Raw genomic sequence first — 19,513 nt, forward strand, 5'->3', positions numbered from 1 at the left:
CCTCACACTCCTAAGTCGATTATCATGTTACCTTGAATTCTCATAAATCTAGCCCGTACCATTCTGTTAATTCCTCATACTATGTTGAAACAGCCATATTAGGAGGAAAATTGAATGAACTTTGAAAGAGTAGAAATCAGCACTGTGAAAGGTAAAGGGTCAAACTTCGGACTGATTTTGGTTTTGTTTATTTTATTAGTTATTGTTACGAGTCTTTTTCGCAGCCCTATCAATGGAGACTCAGGAGTGAATCTGGAAGATGACAATTCAACTATACTAGCAACCAAAGGGTTCAATGTTTATAACAAAAGTGCGCTGCAACCATTCCTTTTACGAGCAGCCAGCTTCAATGGAAACTACGCGTCGCCCCCAGACCCGCTGCATATAATTCGACCGGGAGAAAGTTACCACTTCGAAGTGGATAGATATTATTTCTATGTTTCCGAGGCCTACGTCACTTACGATTTGTTAGATATGAATGGAACCCGTTTTGGAGATGCGCGATTAAGAATGAGAGTAGACACGCATGTTGCATCAACTACAGTCTTGTCTTTAAACACTACGATTTATTTTCCCGTGGGTATTGAAAACGGTGGTACCTATTTTAATTTTGTCAATAGATGATCACAATTTTCAATCTATATGCTCCTTCATCCTCGATCAACATTGCTAGAACACCGCAGAAAGGAGAATAAGTTATGCATCTGATAAAAGCTCAGACCAGTAATCTTAAAGGACCCGGCTTGGGCATGATTTTAATTTTGTTTATTTTACTGGTAATTACAACAACTTTTATTTATAGCTTCGCTCAAGAGGATAGCCCGCCCGATGATGGTTTAAAAACGCTAGAACTCTCCAGAGGATTCAATATTTACAACCGCACTGCTAACTTTTCATTAGCGTCAACTTCCTTGGAAGGAGAATTTGCGGACCAATTCCCCCCAGCGCATGTTATTCTACCGTACCAGGATTTTCACTTTGAGGTAAAAGCTTATTACTCAAGCGCTTATGTCACTTACAACGTCGTTTCTGGCGTCACAGTAGTGGGAAATATTCGGATCAATATGAGGACAACCAGCCCAGCTCCAGTACCAGCAAAAACCATTATTGATTTTATAAACGGCCCCATTAAATACGATAACGGGGGAACTTACGTTAATATTCGAAATGCATGATTAGCTGCATGGACACTGGGATGCAAATACACCGCGGAAAGGAACATGAAGTTATGTATTTTACAAGTTTTGCAACTATTTTAGTTTTGTTTATTTTGCTAGTCATTGCAATAACGTTCGTTTACTGCCCCACTCAAGGGGATAAACAACCCGATGATGGTTTATCGATGATAAGTTCCAAAGGCTTTAACGTCTACAACCGGACTGCCGACTTTACTTTAGTATCGACCTCCTTGACAGGAGAATTTGATCGCCCTTTTCCTCCAGCGCATATTATTCTACCCTACAGAAGCTACCACTTTGAGGTTAGAACCACGCTATTCAAAAAATACAGTGCCTATGTCACTTACAACGTTGTATCAGGCGACGAAACAGTGGGGAATATTCGGATCAACATGAGGACAGACGACGAAGCACCAACAACTCCCACAACCATCGTAGATTTTATAAACGGCCCCATTCGATATGAGAACGGGGGGACTTACGTCACTATTTTCGATTTATAATCGCTTGCGCAGAAAGGAGATTAAATTATGTCCTTTATAAACGGGGGAATGATTTTAGTTTTGTTTATTTTGCTGGTCATTGTGACAACTTTTATTTACAGTTCCACTCAAAGGGATAACCAGCTAGATGAAGATTTAACGATGATTCAAGTCTCCAAAGGCTTTAACATTTATAACCGGACTACCAACTTTACTTTAGTATCGATCTCCTTGACAGGAGAATTTGATCGCCCTTTTCCTCCAGCGCATATTATTCTGCCCTACAGAAGCTACCACTTTGAGGTTAGAACCACGCCACACAAAAATTACAGTGCCTATGTCACTTACAACGTTGTATCAGGCGACGAAACAGTGGGGAATATTCGGATCAACATGAGGACAGAGGACGCAGCACCAACAACTCCCACAACCATCGTAGATTTTATAAACGGCCCCATTCGATATGAGAAAGGGGGGACTTACGTCAATATTTTCGATTTATGATCGCTTGCGCAGAAAGGAGATTAAATTATGTCCTTTGTAAACGGGGGAATGATTTTAGTTTTGTTTATTTTGCTGGTCATTGTGACATCTTTCGTGTACAGCCCTTCTCAAAGAAATAACCCGCAGGACAATGAGTCGATAACGATACAAGGCTCCAAAGGATTTAATATCTACAACCGCACTGCCAACTTCACATTAGTATCATCTTCCTTTGATGGAGAATTTGAAGCCCCCTTCCCATCAGCGCATATTATTCTGCCCAACAGGAGCCATCACTTTGAGGTTATATGGAATCCGTTCCGTACTTACACAGCCTATGTAACTTACAACGTCTTATCAGAAACAGACACAGTGGGGAACATTCGAATAAAAATGAGTACAACCGGACCGTTCGATGTGCGTCCCTCAACGGAGATTCAATCAATAAACGGCCCGATTCGGTATGAGAATGGGGGGACTTACGTCACGATTTTCAATTCATGATCCTCTACGAAAAAAGGAGAATAAGCTATGCCCTATTTACATGGGAAAGTGATTTTAATTTTGTTTATTCTGCTTGTCCTTGCTTCAGCTTTCGTTAGCAACTCCCCTCAGAGGAATAAACAGCTGAAGAATGATTTTCAAACGAACCTATCCATAGGATTCAACATTTACAACCACACTTCCGACTTTTCATTAGTGTCAGCTTCTTTGGAAGGAGAATTTGAATCTCCATTTCCTTCAACGCATATCATTCTACCCGACCAAAGCCACCATTTTGAGGTTAGATCCTCTGGAGTAACCAGCTACAGCGCCTATGTTACGTACAACGTTATATCAGGTACCGAAACAGTGGGAGATATTCGTATAAATATGAGAACAACTCCGTCGGCGTATTTTGGAATCCCTGTCCCGTCAACCATTGTTGATTTTATAGACGGCCCCATTCGATATGACAACGGGGGGACTTACGTCACGATTTTGGATTCAGATCCTATCCAAGTTAGCCAGAAGCAATCACGATAGAAAGGAGGAGATTGGAGAGATGCCAAACACACAATCCAATAGTTTTAAAAGTCCAGGCTGGAGAATGATACTAGTATTGTTTATTTTGCTGGTCATTGCAACAACGTTCGTTTACAGCTCAGCAACAGGAAATAACCTGCGGGATAATGATTCAATAACGACACAAGACTCCATAAGGTTCTCCATCTACAACGAAACGGTTAACTTTCCGTTAGCGACAGCATCCTTGGAAGGAGAATTTGAGCCCCCATTCCCTGCATCGCATATTATTCTTCCTTACAGGAGCTACAACTTTGAGGTGCTTAGAAAATATGGCGCCACCAATAGAGCCTACGTCACTTATAATGTCTTATCGGGGACAGAAGTAGTAGGGAATATCCGTATATTTATGAGTGTATACGCGACCTCTGTTGTCAAAGCCTCGACCGAAATTTTATATATTAATGGCCCCATTTCCTATCAAAACGGAAGCAGATATGTTACGGTTCGCAATGCATAATCATCATCCAGACAGTTGACAGCAACGATCCCAAGAAAAGGTTCAACCCCTCTCTTCCGCCCTGCGTTTCTTAAGCCTGCTAGCCGTATCCAAAAAGCGGTCCAGCTCCACGGTCAGCTGCAGCAGCGCCGCGCGCACTTCGAATTCCTCGCGAGTTAGGGGCAGCTCCATCGTCCGGAAGCTGGCACGAAGCCCGGTCAACGCCGCGCGCGGACGGTCCTCGTAATAGTCGGAGCGGATATCTCCCTCCATCGTATCGAACAGCCCCGCCAGCAGCTTGCCCTGAGGCAGACGATCGTGATCATACACATAAGATAGAAGCTCCATCATCGTCCCGATGATTTCCAACTGCCTTTTACGCATATTAAAATAGCTCGTCCAGTAAAAATCCGGCTGCCAGGGCCGGTTATGCTGCTCCCGCAGCGCCCGCTCCAGCCCCTCGCGTACAGCTTCGTCTGCCTCCAGCAGTTCGCTGCCGCTCCATAGGCTTTCCGGGTCTCGAAGTACGGCGGCCATCCCGGCAAAAATGCCGGCGAAACAGTCTTCCACCGTGCGCCTCAACTTATGCAGCCGGCTGCGCTCGTCGGGCATGTACAAATTGTTAATAAGCGCCGCCCATCCCAGCCCCACGATGAGCAGTTGCGCCTCGTTCCACAGCAGTTCCACCGTCACCGCACCAGCGCCATACAGATGGAAAACGAGGACGCTGCCCGGCACGATGCCGCTCTGCAGCTTCAGCTTCGACAGTACCGGAAAAACGAGCAGCACATAAAGTGCCGCCGTCCCAATATGGTAGCCGAGCAGTTCAAACAGCACCGACGAAACGAGCAGCGCAACAAGCGCGGCGGACAACCGCTCAAACAGGCTGCGGAAGCCGCTGCGCCTTGTCACTTCCACACCGAGTATCGCCAGCACCCCTGCAAACATCGGCTCGCTCAGCTCCAGAAGCTGCGCCGTCGCAATTGCCGCCGCTACGGCTGCTGCTGTCTTCCAAATGCGCAGTCCGATCCATTCCTTCAATGCCTGTCCGCCCCCTATCGCAAAAACGCCCGCGCAGCCGAATCATCCAGCCAAGTGCAGGGCGCCTGCATGTTTGCTCTTCATGCTAGTCCTTCGCCGGTTACCCGTCAACGGGTTCCGTAACGCTGCTGCGTCGCTTGATACCAACATATATTTTAGCTGAGTCAGCCTATACCATTCTGTTAATTCCTCATACTATGTTGATAGAACCCTATTAGGAGGAAACTGGAATGAATGTTGAAAGAACTGAAATCAGTACTATTAAAGGTTACAGGTCAAACTTCGGAATGATTTTAGTTTTGTTTATTTTGCTGGTAATTATGACAACGTTAGTTTACAGCTCCACTGGAGGGGATAACCAGTCGGATGATAGTTTAACCACGATACAAGCCTCCAAAGGATTCAATATTTACAACCAAACTGCATATTTTTCATTAGTGACAACTGCCTTGGAAGGAAACTTTGAGTCGCCCTTCCCTGCTTCGCATATTATTCTACCCTACAGGAGCTATCACTTTGAGGTTAATAGAGCATTACCATATAAGGATTCCGACGCCTACGCCACTTATGCTGTAAAATTAGAATCCGAAACCGTAGGAAGTATTAAAATAAGGATGAGGGTAGCAGGGGCACTTGAGGTATTCCCAGAAACCCGAATTGAATATATAAACGGCCCAATTGTCTATGATAAAGGGAACACTTACGTCACTATTCGAAATGCATGATACTGGTCTATAGTTACATGCAGGTTTTTTTACAGAACAAAGTTCTACTATGATGTATTTAATTTAATAACTATAAATGAGCAAATTCACTTCCAGTGAACTGTAAAATGACAAAAAAATAGAGACATTGCGTTCTCCTTGTGGTAAAAAGTAGTCACCACAACCGATTTTCACACCAAGGAGAAATTGCTATGTCTCATACCGTCATCGTACCTGATCATTCCGCGCTACGCAACTACTTGTTACAGCAGCGTTTGCCGCTTTACTACTCTAAACCTGTCGTCGCGCATATCGAGACATACATGGCAGCCGCTACGGCGAAAGGCTTTCGTGGCAAGGTTGTGGATCTGGCCGAGTATAGTAACTGCCATCGTACAACGCTTGGACACTTTCTGGCTGAAGGCAAGTGGGATGAAACGGTGTTGCAAAATAAAGTCAAGAACGAGTCGCTTCGGCGCGTGGTCCAAATCGCCAACCAGACGGCAGAGCCGCTGTTTGTCATTCATGATGATACGATCTCCAAGAAGACCAAGCCTTCGTCACAGGCACAATCTCCGATAGAACAGACCGGATTTCATCATTCTCATCTGGAAGGAAAAATCGTATGGGGCCATCAAGTGCAAGCGACGGTGGTCCAAAGCAGTGACACTTCATTAATTCACTCTATTGACTTGTACGACAAAACGAAAACGAATCCCGACGGCACCCCGTATACGAAAATCGATCACGTGTGCGAGATGGCTGCTACGCTTCCACTTCCACCTCATGGCGGCTATGTGCTTGTCGATTCTTGGTTTACAGGTACACGGGTCATTGATAGCTACGCCTCTGCTGGGTATCACCTAATAGGGGGTCTTAAAACCAATCGAATCATTTACCCGCAAGGCATTCGCATTTCCGTGCAAGATTTTGCCGCCCATATTCGCAAAGAAGACGTTCGCCTTGTGACCGTGAACGGAACTTCGTACTGGACGTATCGATATGAAGGCACCTTAAATGATATTGAAAATGCCGCTGTCCTTCTGTGCTGGCCAGAGCAAGCGTTTGGCGTGCCCAAAGCCCTACGTGCTTTTTTGTGCACCGACGTCTCCTTGGATGCCGAAACGATTTCCACGTACTATAGCAAACGTTGGCCGATCGAGATCTTTTTTCGCCAGTCTAAAAATAACCTGGGTTTCGACACGTACCAGGTTCGTTCGGCAACTGCCTTTATCCGTCTGTGGGCGCTGCTGGCCTGGACGCATTTGTACTGTACCACCGGTCTAGAACGACCTTGCCCATTTGGCGATGGATTGCGTACCGTTCGTAAGCAAGTCCAACTGGATCGGCTCCAGTTTGTCTACGATTGCGGTCAGAATGGGATTCCGTTTGACGTTGTTCGTAAACAATTTAAATTGGCCTAAGTGTATTTAGGATTTTCTGTATCCGATTTTGCTCGTTTATAGTTAATAATGCATTTCTTACTCAGTTAGGCTGCTTAAACATAACAAACCCGCCGACCGTCAAGATCTGCGGGCTATCAAAATTCGGTTAGTTTTCCCGCCCACCGGACACAAGTCGTTTCTCCATCAAAGCCACGCCTTGGTACATAAGCGTCGCAGCAGCAGCGATGACTACGAGCGTTGATAGGACAAGCGTGAAGTTGAACACTTGGAAACCGTAGATAATCAGGTAGCCAAGCCCTTCCTTCGCCACGAGGAATTCGCCAACGATAACGCCGACCCAGGCCAGCCCGACATTTACCTTCAGCGTCGAAATAATGACCGGAAACGAGCCCGGCAGGATGACAAGCCGGAACAGCTGCCATCTGGACCCGCCGAGCAGGCGGACAACCTTGACCAGCCCCGGCTCCATGTCGCGGAATCGGTTGTAGATGCCAATCGTCGTCACGATGACAGTCATCGTCAGCGTTACGGCAAGGATGGACAGAAAACCTTGCCCCAGCGCAACGATGAAGATCGGCCCCAGAGCCACCTTCGGCAAGCTGTTGAACACGACCAGATACGGATCACACACCCGCGCCAGAAAAGGGAACCACCAAAGCAAAGCAGCCAGCGCTGTGCCGACCAACGTTCCAAGCAGAAAGCCTGATGCCGTCTCTGCCACCGTCACGCCGACATGTGGCCAAAGCGAGCCGTCCAAGCTGGAGCTGGCCAGCAGGTTTGCTATTTTAGTCGGGTAGCTGAACAGCAGCGGGTCGACCCATCGCAGCCTGCCCGCTGCTTCCCACAGACCGAGAAAAGCAGCAAGCAGCAGCAGTTGAACGCTCAGCACTGCGGCGCTCGTTCTGCGCTGGCGACTTAAATAACGGCGATGGATTTCCTCCAGCCAGCCGCTGTCCGCGTTGGAGGACAGTTTCGGTCGCCTGCCTCGGTGGTGGCCACGGCCACCGCTCCCGAGCCCACTGCCGTTGCCGTTCCCACTGCCTTTCACGCTGCCGCTGCCGTTGCTGACATCGCCGTTTTCTCGGCCATTCCCGCCCCCACGGTTGCCCGGCGACGAACTGCCTCCGAGCAGCTCAAGCTCGCTCATGCCGAATTCCCTCCATCCTTCTCGTCCGCGCCCATCTCTTCCCACAGGGCGTCGAACACCGCTTGGAAAGCTGGATGTTTGCGCGCCTCGGTCGGAGGAAGAACTCGGAGCTCCTCCGGTACCTGCAGCTCTGTGCGGATATGGCCTGGATCGCGCCCGAGCACGAGCACTCGGTCGCTCATAGCGGCCGCCTCGGCCAGATCATGGGTGACGAGCACCGCCGTTTTGCCCAGCTTGCGCAGCGTTGCCTGCACGAGATCCTCCAATTGCATCTTGATATGCATATCGAGCGCCGAGAATGGCTCATCCAGCAGAAGAACCTCTGGATTGGGCGCTAGCGTGCGTGCCAACGCCACACGCTGCCTCATACCGCCGGAAAGCTCGCCGGGGTATCGAGTTCCCGTGCCGGCCAGCCCAACTTCCTCCAGCAATCGCTCCGCCGCCGCATGGGCCTGCGCCGTCGAAACGCCGCCTATCTGGAGCCCAAGAGCCGCGTTGTCCCGAATCGTGCGCCAAGGCAGCAAGCAATCTTGCTGCAGCATATATCCGACCTTTGCCGAAGGCTTCTCCACCGGCCGACCGCCCATCAGAATTTGCCCCGAGGCCGGCGGGAACAACCCTGCCAGCAGGCTAAGCACCGTTGTTTTGCCACAGCCGCTCGGACCGACCAAGCTGATGAACTCGCCTCGGGCGACCATCAGGCTCATATCCTCTACTGCCAGCGAAGCACCCTGCCTGCCAACATAAACATGGGACACCGAGCGCAGCTCAAGCATTAATTTTTCATTCGCCGCCATTCCTCTCCTCCTCTCTATGGACAGAAGGCTTTGGCGTTGTCCTCAGTATGCCAGTTAACGCTGAGCAGCCTTCTCAGCAAAGGAATTGTCGACCAGTACATCATGCTCTGTACGCTGCTTCAGTTCTCCGGCCGAAGACATCACATCGAGCAGATTGTTCCACTCCGTTCCGTCAATCGTCGGGTTGTCGGCGTAGGAGCCTTGTTTCTTGTAACGATCGATCGAGCTGACGATAATCGTCTTATCGGTTTGCGGGAAGTACGATCCGACCGCATCCGCGATGTCCTCGGCGCTATGTTCCTTCACCCACAGCTGCGCTTTTTGCAGCGCATTGGTGAATTTCTGAACCGTATCCCTATTTTTGCTAATATAACTCTGCTTGCTCATGAACACGGTATATGGCAGATGGCCGCTCTCCACGCCAAAAGAAGCGACAACCTTGCCCTTGCCTTCCTGTTCCATCATGGAAGCCTGAGGCTCGAACAGCTGCACATAATCGCCCGTACCGGAGGCGTAGGCTGCTGTAATATTGGCGAAATCGATGTTCTGGATCAATTTGAGATCCTTTTGCGGATCGATGCCTTTTTTCTTCAGCGTGAATTCGCCAGCCATCTGCGGCATGCCGCCCTTTCTCTGCCCTAGGAAAGTCGAGCCCTTGAGGCTATTCCAATCCAGCTCCTTGCCGGAGCGTGACACGAGGAAAGTGCCGTCAGTCTGCGTCACCTGTGCAAAATTAATGACAGGATCCTCCGCGCCTTGCTGATACACATAGATGGATGTTTCAGACCCGACCAACGCCACATCGATTCCGCCGGAGAGCAGCGCTGTCATCGTTTTGTCGCCGCCAGCCGTCGTTTGCAGCTCTACATCAAGCCCTTCCGCCTTGAAAAAACCTTTGGAAAGAGCAACATACTGTGGAGCATAAAACAACGAACGAGTCACTTCGCCGATGCGTACTTTGACCGTTCCTTCGGTCTTTGCGCCGCAGCCGGACAGCATTGCCGACGCTGCCATCGCCGCCGCGAGCAGCAGACCGGTTATCGCCTTTCTTTTCATGTCATGAATCCTCCCTTAGTCGCTTGCCATTCTGTGCTGTAGCCTATTCACGCCAGGAGGGGTTGGTGCATAACGTCTACCGGGGAACGCTGATCACGGGCGCAAAAAAAAGGACTGTCCCTAAAAGGCTCAAAATCGATTCGTAATTAAGCTGCCGTCTGCTGTGTCTACGATTTCTGGTACAATGCCTTATAACGAAAAGACGGGAAGAGACTGAGCCAAGCTCAGTCTCTTCCCGTCTTTATGTTAAAGTGTTCCTATCGCTTCGCTTCAACGAACGAAACTCACAGCGTCACGTCAAACTACAGCTTGTAAATGTCGGTGTATTTGTCCCTCAGGTACTTGACCAAATGGGAAGAGTCCAGCGGCTTGCCCGTCGCGCCGAGAATGATCTCCTTCGGCGTGCGCAGCTTGCCGTATTGATGCACGCGCTGCGTCATCCACTCGCGAATCGGCGCCAGCTCGCCTTTTGCGACAAGCTCCCATGTCTGTGGCAACTCCCTTTCCATCGTATCGGAAAGCTGAGCCGCGTACATATTGCCTAGGGAGTAAGACGGGAAGTAGCCGAATAGTCCGGCGCTCCAGTGTACATCCTGCATAACGCCAACCGCATCGGTCGGCGGTGTCAGTCCGAGGTACTCGCGGTACTTCTCGTTCCAGATGGCTGGCAGATCCGCAGCTTTGGCTCCTTCGTTGAAAATCATTTTCTCGATCTCATAACGAATAATGATGTGCAGGTTGTACGTTAACTCATCCGCCTCGATGCGGATCAGCGACGGCTGAACCGTATTCTGAGAGCGGTAGAAATCCTCAGCCGATATACGAAGCTGATCCGGGAAACGGCCCTGCAGCTCGCCGTAGTAACGCTGCCAGAACGGACGGCTGCGACCGATCGTATTTTCCCAGAAGCGCGACTGCGACTCATGAATTCCCATCGAAGTACCGGAACAAAGCGACGTTCCAGCTAGCTCCGGGGATACGTTCTGCTCATACAGAGCATGGCCCGCCTCATGAATCGTGCCGAACAGTGCGCTTGTCAGATCATCTGCTAGATAACGCGTCGTAATACGAACATCTTTCAGGTTGATCGTAGTCTGGAATGGATGCGCGCTCTCATCGATGCGGCCCGCCTCGAAGTCGAATCCAAGCTGACCCAGCATGTAGCGGCTGAATTCCTTCTGTTTCTCCCTGTCAAAATGTCCTTCCAAGAAGCTGCGGCTTGGCTTATTTGGCGAAGCTGCAATCGCCGCTGCCAGTGGAACCAGCTCCCCACGCAACGAGCTGAAAATGCCGTCCAGCTCCGCCACTGTCATATCCGGCTCATATTCGTCTAGCAGCGTGTCGTAGCGGGTCTCTTTGGGTCCCCATAGATCAATGAACTGGTTCGTATATCCGATAACCCGGTCCAAATAACCCTGGAACGCTGCAAAATCATTGTTTTTACGCGCTTCTTCCCATGCAGACTCCGATTGGGAGGTTAACACGACATACTCCTCGTACAACTTAGGCGGAATTTTGACGCTGCGGTCATAGTTTTTGCGCGACTCAAGCACGAGCTTGCGGTCGATCTCGCCTAGTTGGTTGAATGCTTCCTTTTCCTCCAACTGCTCCAACAGTTCACCGGCGAGAGGAGATGTCGCCAGTTGGAATGCCTCGGAAGACAGCATACCGACAGTCTCGGAGCGAACGTCCAGCCCTTTACGCGGTGCGCCGGTGCGCATATCCCAGCTCAGCAGGCTCACTGCTTCGTAATAACGGCGGATTTTGCGATCCAGCTCGCGGAAATCTGACAAAGCCTTATCGTATGTAGATGCGGTTCCGGCCATGAACTTCATCATCCTTTCATCTTAAACAGGTATAGTCTACACTTGAATCATAACGGGGGAACCTATTATAATCAACGATAACCCTTCGGGAGAGATTGGTTAAGTACCCCGGAGAGAGGAGGAATGTCGGATGCGAATCAGCTTCAGTCCAGATGCTGTGGAAAAGTTACGTCCTTATGTCGGGGATGGACAAGCTGTGCTCAAGCTGCTTTACGATACCGAAGGTTGCGGATGCGTCGTGAGTGGCGTGTCGGCGCTATATATCGTGAAGGAAGCCTTTGCAGGCGACGTGCTGGGCGAGGGAGACCCCTATCCCTTCTTTTATGAACAACGATACGAGGTGTTTTTCGAGCCAGAACTGCGAATCGGTTATAACAAAGATCGAGACGCGTTCACCTTGTCGAGCGACAGCCAGATTTACAACCATGACTTGCGGTTTTTCCCACACGCTCCACAGTTCCAAACGTCCTAAGAAAGGTCGGGGTGCCAGATGAGCAACATCAAGGAAATTTTATCCTATAACCAGCAGTTCGTTGAAGAGAAGAAATATGAGAAATACTTGACGGATCGCTTTCCTGACAAAAAAATGGTCATTCTGACCTGCATGGACACTCGGCTCACCGAGCTGTTGCCACGTGCGATGAATCTGCGTAACGGCGATGTCAAAGTACTCAAAAACGCCGGTGCGATCGTCACTCAGCCGTTTGGCAATATTATGCGTAGTATTCTCGTCGCGACCTATGAGCTGCAAGCTGAAGAAGTGCTGATCATCGGCCACTACAACTGCGGCATGACGGGTATCGACCCCGAAGCAATGATTGGCAAAATGATCAGCCGCGGCGTACCCAAGTCGACGCTCCGCACGCTCAAACATTCCGGCGTTGACTTCCACCGCTGGTTGACCGGCTTTGACAATGTCCGCACAAGCGTTGAGAAAAGCGTCAACATCGTGCGCAATCATCCTCTGCTCCCGCCCGGCACGCCGGTGCATGGCTTGATCATTGATCCACAGACGGGCAAGCTTGATCTGGTCACTGACGGTTATGATTTTTTGAAGGAGGAAGCTGCGGCTTCCCATGAAGAGTAAGTAATTAATAAGCTACAAACGACACGCTCCCTGCGTATGTTTTAATCTAAATGGCTCATTCAAAAAGAGGACGTAACCAAGCGCAGACTTGGGAGTGTCCTCTTTTTGCGTTAACGGGAACCTACTATGAGCCTACTTCTTAAAAAACATCGCCATGTCATTAAATCCGTAAAGACTATTACTAGAAAAACGAATCGATTGGGTTCAAACCCTATTCCATTCAAATCCAGAGGAGAAAACCGCCCCGATGATCCTGCAAATCGCAGGATTATTCGGACGTTTTTCATTTACCTATATAGGTACCTAAGTAGTCATGCGTGAGAAACAGAAAAAAAACCGCTCTATTCTTTCGAGCGGTTGTGTGCTAAATTGAGCCGTCGCTTCCCAGCAACTGTTAAAAAGGATTGGAGCGCGTAATATACATTTGATGCCAAATGATAAAGATTAGCAACGTCCACAATTTACGACTTGCATCGTACTTTCCTTCCCGATGGTCTTCCAGCATGCGGAGCGCATTATTACGGTCAATCCAAGGCACATTCGTGGCAGAGTGGATCAGCCCCTTCGCCCAAGGGTACCATTCTTTCCGCAGCCAAACTCGGATCGGAACCGGGAAACCTAGCTTTCTGCGGGTCTGCACATCTGGAGGGACAAATTCCTTCATAGCTTCACGAAGGACCAGTTTTGTTGATTGTTTAGAAATTTTATACCTCGTTGGTATCTTCGACGCGAATTCAAATACCTTCGTATCCAGAAAAGGAACTCGCAATTCCAAGGAATGAGCCATCGACATCTTGTCCGCTTTCATCAATATGTTTCCCCGCAGCCAGGTATGGATGTCGATGTACTGCATTTTTGTGACATCATCGTATCCAACAGCTTGTTCATAAAGAGGAAGCGTGATGTCTTGAGCCGGAAGATAGCCGTGGGACACGTTTTTGGGCAATACAAACGTCTTTTCTTGATCCAGGAAAATTTTGGCGTTCCCGAAATAACGCTCTTGCAGGGACTGGCTTCCGCGTGAGAGGAACCCCTTCCCTTTCATTCCTTCAGGCATCAGATCGGAAAAATGGCCCGCCAGCTTGCGCATACCTTTTGGCATGGATGTAATCCACTGCAGCGACATCGGCTCCCGGTAAATATTGTATCCTCCAAAAAATTCATCGGCTCCTTCACCGGAAAAGACGACTTTAACCGATTGACTCGCCAAACGCGAAACGAAATAAATGCCGGCAGCCGATGGATCGGCAACGGGTTCGTCCATATGCCAAATCATATTCGGAAGTTCATCCAGATAGGTTCCGGCATTAATTGAAATCTCTTGATGGTCCGTGCCCAAATAAGCAGCGGTACGCGCCGACAACTCCAACTCGCTGTAACCCGGTTCATCAAAACCGACCGAAAAAGTTTGGGTCGGCTCCAAACGCTGCAGCATGCCCACCAGGCTGCTGGAATCAACACCTCCGGACAAAAATGCGCCTCTTGGCACGTCGCTGTTCCGATGTTTGCTTACAGAGTCCAGCAGCACCGACCTCGCCTCCTCTGCCAAATCCGAGAAAGAGCGGGATTCGTCAAAGTTAAATGTTGGCGTATAGTAGGCATCCATCTTCATCATACCGTTTCGAATCGTCATGGTATGGCCGGCCATCAGTTTATGAATGCCCTTGAACATTGTCGCTGGCTCGGGTACGTACTGGAACGTCAAGTAGTGATAAAAAGACTGCCCGTCCACTTCCCGCTCTATCATAGATGAGGCAAGCAGCGATTTAACTTCGGATGAAATCATATAACCTGCGGACGTTTCACAATAATAGACGGGCTTGATACCGAATGGGTCACGGGCAGCAAATAACAGGTCCTGATTTTTATCCCAAATGACAAAACCGAACATCCCACGCAAATAAGTCACGCATTGCTCACCGGTTTCTTCGTAAAGCCGAAGGATAACCTCTGTATCGCATTGGGTATGAAATCGATGACCTTTCTCTTGCAACCATTCACGCAGCTCCACATAATTATAAATTTCTCCGTTAAAGACAAGCCAAACTCCACTTTCATTACTGCCTAACGGCTGAGCTCCATGCTCCAGATCTAATATGCTCAGACGACGAAAGCCAAGTCCGATATGACCATCAACATGTTGGCCAGCCTCATCCGGTCCACGATGCGCGATAATATCTGTCATAACTTGGATTTGCTCGGGGTGAACCGGTATTCCGTTCCGATTATAAACGGCTACAATTCCACACATACTTGCCTATCCTCCTCAAAACGACTCGCTTCTCCAATTTTAAGCGTATTCGCAACGCACAGATGAAAAGGAGCTCCGATTCAGGAGCTCCTTTTCGTTTAAAAAACTATACGGATGCTTTCCTGTATTCCTTACTTCAGTTTAGCCACGCTAACAGCGACCTGTTCCATTTGGCTTTGGCTCAGGGAACCGTCAGCTGAGCTGATCGTCACATACCGATCGTCCAAATCGAAACCGAGCATTTCCTCTTTCGTAAACCACTTCGCACTAACGCCGTTGGACAGCTTAACCTTCTTGAATTCTAATTCATAGGTATAATCTCGCGGCGACACATACACTTTCATATGTTTAAAGATCAAACCGACTCCATCGTCCCCATCTCCCACTTTAACGTAGCTGTCATTGGGAACCATTTTCTGTGGAGCATAAGCCGTCTCAAAGGATTTAAAACCGGCGTAACGCTCTTTAATGGCCTTGATTTGTTCTTTACTGTATTGGACCGTTGTCAATTTATTATCTACCGGGTTAGTGCTTTTTTGTTCCGTTTCCATCCGAATTTGCTGGCTAGCGGCATCAAATTCTACATTGATTCCAGCCAGGTTGGAGATAGCACGCACCGGCAAATACGTTGTATTTTGGTAAGTGATCGGCGCCAGCTTTTTGCCGGAGCTATCTGTTATGGATCCATCAGCTCCGTTTACGTTAAAGGTAATGCCGTGATTCAGAAAAGCGTTAATCTTTTCCATTTTTGTTCCAGCATATACACCGACGGCTCCTGAAAAAGTCATTCCCAATACGATGACGGACAAAAGTGTTTTTTTCACTATGAATTTCTCCTTTATTTCTGAACAACATCATTTTTTGAAATCTAAAATATACGTAACGAGTAGCTTCTCTTCATCGTTCACGGTAATGCCCAGTCTGGTGCCAGAAGGGTTCCAGCTCAGCGGGTATACCGGTTCATACGATAACCCTAGCGGCCATACCTTGCCGGAAACCGTATCAAAGATATAAACGCCATTCATGCCTCTCTTATCCGCGGTATAGACCGAAAAGGCCAACTTGGACGAATCGGGGGACCAGGTCGGATAGGACAGCACACTGCCCTTACCGATTTCCAAGCCTTGTACACGGCCATCCGTATCGTAGATTAGCAAACGCGAGTCCCTCTGCCCGCTGGTTCTGGAGGTAGAGACGGCAATCCGCCCCTTGTCAGGCGACAGGTTCAATGTGGAGACTTCCTCTGCAAGCAACGTTGGCCGGGATTGTGTGGGGGTGAAGCTTTTCAACCGTTCTTTGTCATCAATGTAATAAATCTTCCCGTTGCCCGCAGCAAATTCCATTAAGATACTTACGTCAGGATCGTCCAGCTTGATCTTCTTCAGGGTACCGTCCACGGAAATGTTCCATATCTCGCCCCGGTCCTTCGTCGAGCCGGCGGCAAGAACATAGGAGTCATTATTGAGCCAGTCGCCTACTTGCAAATAATTGTCGACCGCGACATCATGCCGCTCCCCTGTAGCCGTATTTTTAATTTGATTCACGGCCCTATATTTGTTCTTCCAGGTCTGAATGAAGCTGTATTTCCCATCCGGCGATAGGATAGATTTGATGTAGTCTCCCTTGTCCGATCCTGTCGGTTCCTTGATGGTAAGTCGTTCACCCGTCTCAAGATCAAATCGGAACGGGTGATGCCCATATTGCGCTTCCTCCGTCGCGGTGGCTTGTTTCTCCACCGTGGTGACTTGGATTTCCATTTCATGGTCTGAGAGCCATCTCTCGATATTTGCACCATCCACCTGGTGTATACGCTGCACAGCAACTCCCTGCCTAGCAGGCGGTTTACTGTCTTTGACTACAGTCAGTTCACGTTTCCCTCCTCCCCACATGGAGCTGGATTGACCCGTTGTATCCGGTGTGCTGCGTACCGGTGTAATGCCCTTCTGCTCTTCGTCACAGCCGAATAAAATGCCGAATGACAGCAAGGTCACGGCAATCAGACCGGCGATGTATTTCCCTTTGTTCATCAAGGACCTCCTGCAAAAAAATAATCTGAATAGGCCGCTTGATCCCGATTGAAGCTCCACATGGCCTTTACTATAGATAAACACTATTGCACAAATATATCCAAATTGTAACGAAAATGTAAACAATGTAGCGTCTGACATTTTCAGAGTCATGGCAAAAAGCCCGGATGAACTCATTCATTCCGGACTTCGTTATGGAGTGTATTGTTCAGCAGAAGCTCTACCCTGAGACGCGACCCATCCGGTCCCGTTTCTACAAGCTGTACCGTCCCCCCTTGCTTCTCGGTCAAATCACGAACCAATGCTAACCCTAGTCCAGTTCCGCCGCTAGCTCTTGATCGGTCTCTACTGACCGTATAAAAAGGATCAAAAATACGAGATACAGCTTCCAGTGGGATACCGATTCCTGTATCGGCAACCTCGATGATCATCCGTTGTGCTCCGTCCACTGACGTTGCTATGTAGTTCAGCAGGTGAACTTGTCCGCCTGGGCAGTTATATTTTATCGCATTGTCCAATAAATTGAGCATGATATGCATCATGTTCTCCGGATCGGCCCACACCTCACCTTCAAAAAGCGAAGTATGAATCGTAACCTTGCAGCTGTCCGCCTTTCCTTGCAACCGGGCTACAGCTTCCTCCAGCAAGGGCAGCAGAGGGACCACCTCCGCCTGTGTCTCGAACTCGTAAATATCCATCGCTGACAGCTGCAACGCCTTCTCCACAAGACCGTTCAGTCTCTGTGCCTCCAAATGAATGCGCCTTCCGGCATCATCCAGTAAGGCAGGATCATCACTGTACATAGTCAACAGGTCAGCATTCGCGATAATCGAGGTTAACGGTGTTTTTAGCTCATGACTGATATTACCGATGAACTGCTTTTGCTGCTGTTCCAGTTCACGTAGCTGCTCCACTGTTTCAAGCAGCTTCTGCTTTTCTTCATGTAGGGCACCAACAGAACTGGAGATGCTGCTGCTCATCTCATAGATTCCTTGTGCCAGTTCACCAAGCTCATCCTTTCTGACAACCGAAGGAGCCGACAGATAATCCCCTTGACCAATTTTTGATGTCGCCCGGTTCAGCCGATCAATGACATTGACCTGTCGCCGGACATACACATAACCGATTAGGAAACCGACACCAAGCACGATGGCACCGGCAAAAAGAAACAACTGACGAATTTTGGCGTAAAAAGCATTTTTCGCGGCGAGCGAAGTATGAAACTGCACCGTGCCAAGACGCTGCTCGTAATTGTACAATGGAGCGAGGAACAACATTTGATCCCCTTCGGTAATGTATGCCGACTGCCCTTGCTGCGTATATTGCAATGCATCCTGCACATTGGCCGGATGCTGGAATGGCAGCGAGGTGCCGGCAAATGAGCCATCCAATGTATACAGCGTCACCGCCATGCCGCTTTGTGCTCCCAAATCCACGGCCAGCCGTTGTCCCGTCTGCTTCATAAACTGTTCCGGCGAAATCCTGCCTCCTGTCAAATAATCCTCCCGCACTTTCAGATTGGCAGCTTCTGCCAGTTGGATAAAATACTGCTCCAGCATTGTTCGCTCGTTCTCCCGGATGCCGCTCAGCACCAGCACGCTCAGGCAGGTTACAGTAAAGACAAGCAACAGGGCGAGTAACAATGACATTTTTAACTTCAGGCCCAGCCGAAATTTACCGATCATCTAAGATGACCCCGTGCCTTTATAACCAACGCCGTAAACGGTTTGAATGATTCCGTAATGACTACCTAGTTTTTTGCGCAGACGCTGTATATGTATGTCCACCGTGCGAGTTCCACCCACAAAATCCATATCCCATACATTCTCTAACAGCAATTCTCGTGAATAGACCCGCTCCGGATTGCGCATCAGCAATACTAGCAGTTCAAATTCCTTGGGCGTTAGATCCAGCAGTTTACCTTCAATAGACACCGCACGGCTGAACAGCTCTGCAGTCAGCTCTCCTAATCTCAGTACTTCCTGCTGCTCCTGCTGCAATTGTTGAATAGGATTTCCCCGGCGTGATAGCGCCTTGACTCTAGCTAGTAGCTCCCGCATATCAAAGGGTTTGGTCATGTAATCGTCAGCGCCTAGCTCAAGTCCCAGCACTTTATCGACAATATCATCTTTGACAGTTAGCAATAGAATCGCAGGTCGCTGCCGACCATCTAGCTTGCGGCAAACGTCAAAACCGCCTACGTTAGGCATCATGACATCGAGCACCATCACCGCAGGGCAAAACGTCTCTACCTTATCCAGCGCTTCCTGGCCGTCCGCAGCTAGCTCCACCTCATACCCTTCCCTACGCAGCGCATAAGCTACAGCCTCCCGAATGCTGCTCTCGTCATCCACCACAAGTATTTTGATCCCCAACATCTCCTCGCATGATTTGTGACCTGTATACGCTCCAGACAAGTCGTCCTATGGCTTTCTTTAGCTCCATTAACCTTAAGAATAAATGTATTAAACTGGTCATGGATATAAAAACAGCGGTAGCCTTAGACGAGAAAATATGACTGCCG

At 49.0% G+C, this 19,513-nt stretch carries 21 protein-coding genes; 11 read left to right on the forward strand and 10 right to left on the reverse strand.

Going from position 1 to position 19,513, the window contains the following annotated elements:
• Positions 1–114: 114 nt before the first annotated feature.
• From CGZ75_RS07360 to CGZ75_RS07390, 7 genes are all read left to right on the forward strand, one after another.
• The gene (locus tag CGZ75_RS07360; RefSeq protein WP_089523569.1) at positions 115–624 is read left to right on the forward strand and encodes a sporulation protein YjcZ; all 510 of its coding nucleotides are present in this window, start codon (positions 115–117) and stop codon (positions 622–624) included.
• A 74-nt stretch (positions 625–698) separates the two neighbouring features.
• Positions 699–1,175 (forward strand): hypothetical protein, encoded by a 477-nt coding sequence (locus tag CGZ75_RS07365; RefSeq protein ID WP_089523570.1) that lies wholly within the window; start codon positions 699–701, stop codon positions 1,173–1,175.
• Between the two features lie 53 nt (positions 1,176–1,228).
• Complete coding sequence (locus CGZ75_RS07370; protein ID WP_176444714.1) at positions 1,229–1,681, forward strand: hypothetical protein; 453 nt, start codon at positions 1,229–1,231, stop codon at positions 1,679–1,681.
• A 27-nt stretch (positions 1,682–1,708) separates the two neighbouring features.
• Positions 1,709–2,164, forward strand: a complete 456-nt coding sequence (locus CGZ75_RS07375; protein WP_089523572.1) for a hypothetical protein — start codon at positions 1,709–1,711, stop codon at positions 2,162–2,164.
• A 27-nt stretch (positions 2,165–2,191) separates the two neighbouring features.
• The gene (locus CGZ75_RS07380; protein ID WP_089523573.1) at positions 2,192–2,647 is read left to right on the forward strand and encodes a hypothetical protein; all 456 of its coding nucleotides are present in this window, start codon (positions 2,192–2,194) and stop codon (positions 2,645–2,647) included.
• Positions 2,648–2,674: 27 nt separating this feature from the next.
• Complete coding sequence (locus tag CGZ75_RS07385) at positions 2,675–3,169, forward strand: hypothetical protein (RefSeq protein WP_089523574.1); 495 nt, start codon at positions 2,675–2,677, stop codon at positions 3,167–3,169.
• Between the two features lie 19 nt (positions 3,170–3,188).
• On the forward strand, positions 3,189–3,668 hold the full coding sequence (locus tag CGZ75_RS07390; protein WP_089523575.1) for a hypothetical protein: 480 nt from the start codon (positions 3,189–3,191) through the stop codon (positions 3,666–3,668).
• A gap of 42 nt (positions 3,669–3,710) precedes the next feature.
• Here the strand turns inward: CGZ75_RS07390 and CGZ75_RS07395 are convergent, their stop codons facing one another.
• Positions 3,711–4,688 carry an aromatic acid exporter family protein gene (locus tag CGZ75_RS07395; protein WP_089523576.1) on the reverse strand — a complete coding sequence of 326 codons (978 nt, stop codon included), beginning with the start codon at positions 4,686–4,688 and terminating at the stop codon, positions 3,711–3,713.
• A gap of 230 nt (positions 4,689–4,918) precedes the next feature.
• Here CGZ75_RS07395 and CGZ75_RS07400 point away from each other — a divergent pair, with 230 nt between their 5' ends.
• Both CGZ75_RS07400 and CGZ75_RS07405 read left to right on the forward strand, forming a co-directional pair.
• Positions 4,919–5,413: a hypothetical protein gene (locus CGZ75_RS07400; RefSeq protein WP_089523577.1), complete on the forward strand. Its 495-nt coding sequence runs from the start codon at positions 4,919–4,921 to the stop codon at positions 5,411–5,413.
• A gap of 191 nt (positions 5,414–5,604) precedes the next feature.
• On the forward strand, positions 5,605–6,816 hold the full coding sequence (locus CGZ75_RS07405) for an IS701 family transposase (protein ID WP_089523485.1): 1,212 nt from the start codon (positions 5,605–5,607) through the stop codon (positions 6,814–6,816).
• 127 nt (positions 6,817–6,943) lie between these two features.
• Here the strand turns inward: CGZ75_RS07405 and CGZ75_RS07410 are convergent, their stop codons facing one another.
• The 4 genes from CGZ75_RS07410 to CGZ75_RS07425 all read right to left on the reverse strand — a co-directional run bounded on the left by CGZ75_RS07410 (position 6,944) and on the right by CGZ75_RS07425 (position 11,624).
• Complete coding sequence (locus tag CGZ75_RS07410; RefSeq protein WP_089523578.1) at positions 6,944–7,945, reverse strand: ABC transporter permease; 1,002 nt, start codon at positions 7,943–7,945, stop codon at positions 6,944–6,946.
• Positions 7,942–8,742 (reverse strand): ABC transporter ATP-binding protein, encoded by an 801-nt coding sequence (locus CGZ75_RS07415; protein WP_089523579.1) that lies wholly within the window; start codon positions 8,740–8,742, stop codon positions 7,942–7,944. Before CGZ75_RS07415 ends, CGZ75_RS07410 begins: the two co-directional genes overlap by 4 nt.
• A 54-nt stretch (positions 8,743–8,796) precedes the next feature.
• A complete protein-coding gene (locus CGZ75_RS07420) occupies positions 8,797–9,798 on the reverse strand; it encodes an ABC transporter substrate-binding protein (RefSeq protein WP_089523580.1) in 1,002 nt (333 codons plus the stop codon).
• Positions 9,799–10,100: 302 nt separating this feature from the next.
• Positions 10,101–11,624, reverse strand: coding sequence for a carboxypeptidase M32 (locus CGZ75_RS07425; protein WP_089523581.1), 1,524 nt, complete (start codon positions 11,622–11,624; stop codon positions 10,101–10,103).
• A 130-nt stretch (positions 11,625–11,754) separates the two neighbouring features.
• Here CGZ75_RS07425 and CGZ75_RS07430 point away from each other — a divergent pair, with 130 nt between their 5' ends.
• Together CGZ75_RS07430 and CGZ75_RS07435 are read left to right on the forward strand one after the other, a co-directional pair.
• Positions 11,755–12,096: an iron-sulfur cluster biosynthesis family protein gene (locus CGZ75_RS07430; protein WP_089523582.1), complete on the forward strand. Its 342-nt coding sequence runs from the start codon at positions 11,755–11,757 to the stop codon at positions 12,094–12,096.
• A gap of 18 nt (positions 12,097–12,114) precedes the next feature.
• Positions 12,115–12,711, forward strand: coding sequence for a beta-class carbonic anhydrase (locus CGZ75_RS07435; protein ID WP_089523583.1), 597 nt, complete (start codon positions 12,115–12,117; stop codon positions 12,709–12,711).
• A 394-nt stretch (positions 12,712–13,105) separates the two neighbouring features.
• Here the strand turns inward: CGZ75_RS07435 and asnB are convergent, their stop codons facing one another.
• The 5 genes from asnB to CGZ75_RS07460 all read right to left on the reverse strand — a co-directional run bounded on the left by asnB (position 13,106) and on the right by CGZ75_RS07460 (position 19,367).
• A complete protein-coding gene (gene asnB, locus CGZ75_RS07440; protein WP_089523584.1) occupies positions 13,106–14,962 on the reverse strand; it encodes an asparagine synthase (glutamine-hydrolyzing) in 1,857 nt (618 codons plus the stop codon).
• A 131-nt stretch (positions 14,963–15,093) separates the two neighbouring features.
• Positions 15,094–15,786, reverse strand: a complete 693-nt coding sequence (locus CGZ75_RS07445; protein ID WP_089523585.1) for a stalk domain-containing protein — start codon at positions 15,784–15,786, stop codon at positions 15,094–15,096.
• Positions 15,787–15,816: 30 nt separating this feature from the next.
• Entirely contained in the window at positions 15,817–16,989 is a 1,173-nt protein-coding gene (locus tag CGZ75_RS07450; RefSeq protein ID WP_089523586.1) for a TolB family protein, read from the reverse strand.
• A 173-nt stretch (positions 16,990–17,162) separates the two neighbouring features.
• Positions 17,163–18,674: a sensor histidine kinase gene (locus tag CGZ75_RS07455; protein ID WP_089523587.1), complete on the reverse strand. Its 1,512-nt coding sequence runs from the start codon at positions 18,672–18,674 to the stop codon at positions 17,163–17,165.
• Complete coding sequence (locus CGZ75_RS07460; RefSeq protein WP_089523588.1) at positions 18,675–19,367, reverse strand: response regulator transcription factor; 693 nt, start codon at positions 19,365–19,367, stop codon at positions 18,675–18,677.
• Positions 19,368–19,513: the final 146 nt, after the last annotated feature.

The organism is Paenibacillus herberti, assembly GCF_002233675.1.
Classification (GTDB): Bacteria; Bacillota; Bacilli; order Paenibacillales; family Paenibacillaceae; genus Paenibacillus_O; species Paenibacillus_O herberti.

What these genes read in the sequence shown, in the direction of transcription:
- CGZ75_RS07420 (WP_089523580.1), bottom strand. Translation starts at nt 9,798, where the DNA reads ATGAAAAGAAAGGCGATAACCGGTCTGCTGCTCGCGGCGGCGATGGCA.
- CGZ75_RS07455 (WP_089523587.1), bottom strand. Translation starts at nt 18,674, where the DNA reads ATGATCGGTAAATTTCGGCTGGGCCTGAAGTTAAAAATGTCATTGTTA.
- CGZ75_RS07360 (WP_089523569.1), top strand. Translation starts at nt 115, where the DNA reads ATGAACTTTGAAAGAGTAGAAATCAGCACTGTGAAAGGTAAAGGGTCA.
- CGZ75_RS07460 (WP_089523588.1), bottom strand. Translation starts at nt 19,367, where the DNA reads ATGTTGGGGATCAAAATACTTGTGGTGGATGACGAGAGCAGCATTCGG.
- CGZ75_RS07400 (WP_089523577.1), top strand. Translation starts at nt 4,919, where the DNA reads ATGAATGTTGAAAGAACTGAAATCAGTACTATTAAAGGTTACAGGTCA.
- CGZ75_RS07405 (WP_089523485.1), top strand. Translation starts at nt 5,605, where the DNA reads ATGTCTCATACCGTCATCGTACCTGATCATTCCGCGCTACGCAACTAC.
- asnB (WP_089523584.1), bottom strand. Translation starts at nt 14,962, where the DNA reads ATGTGTGGAATTGTAGCCGTTTATAATCGGAACGGAATACCGGTTCAC.
- CGZ75_RS07415 (WP_089523579.1), bottom strand. Translation starts at nt 8,742, where the DNA reads ATGGCGGCGAATGAAAAATTAATGCTTGAGCTGCGCTCGGTGTCCCAT.
- CGZ75_RS07365 (WP_089523570.1), top strand. Translation starts at nt 699, where the DNA reads ATGCATCTGATAAAAGCTCAGACCAGTAATCTTAAAGGACCCGGCTTG.
- CGZ75_RS07450 (WP_089523586.1), bottom strand. Translation starts at nt 16,989, where the DNA reads ATGAACAAAGGGAAATACATCGCCGGTCTGATTGCCGTGACCTTGCTG.
- CGZ75_RS07380 (WP_089523573.1), top strand. Translation starts at nt 2,192, where the DNA reads ATGTCCTTTGTAAACGGGGGAATGATTTTAGTTTTGTTTATTTTGCTG.
- CGZ75_RS07370 (WP_176444714.1), top strand. Translation starts at nt 1,229, where the DNA reads ATGTATTTTACAAGTTTTGCAACTATTTTAGTTTTGTTTATTTTGCTA.
- CGZ75_RS07425 (WP_089523581.1), bottom strand. Translation starts at nt 11,624, where the DNA reads ATGGCCGGAACCGCATCTACATACGATAAGGCTTTGTCAGATTTCCGC.
- CGZ75_RS07385 (WP_089523574.1), top strand. Translation starts at nt 2,675, where the DNA reads ATGCCCTATTTACATGGGAAAGTGATTTTAATTTTGTTTATTCTGCTT.
- CGZ75_RS07435 (WP_089523583.1), top strand. Translation starts at nt 12,115, where the DNA reads ATGAGCAACATCAAGGAAATTTTATCCTATAACCAGCAGTTCGTTGAA.
- CGZ75_RS07375 (WP_089523572.1), top strand. Translation starts at nt 1,709, where the DNA reads ATGTCCTTTATAAACGGGGGAATGATTTTAGTTTTGTTTATTTTGCTG.
- CGZ75_RS07390 (WP_089523575.1), top strand. Translation starts at nt 3,189, where the DNA reads ATGCCAAACACACAATCCAATAGTTTTAAAAGTCCAGGCTGGAGAATG.
- CGZ75_RS07410 (WP_089523578.1), bottom strand. Translation starts at nt 7,945, where the DNA reads ATGAGCGAGCTTGAGCTGCTCGGAGGCAGTTCGTCGCCGGGCAACCGT.
- CGZ75_RS07430 (WP_089523582.1), top strand. Translation starts at nt 11,755, where the DNA reads ATGCGAATCAGCTTCAGTCCAGATGCTGTGGAAAAGTTACGTCCTTAT.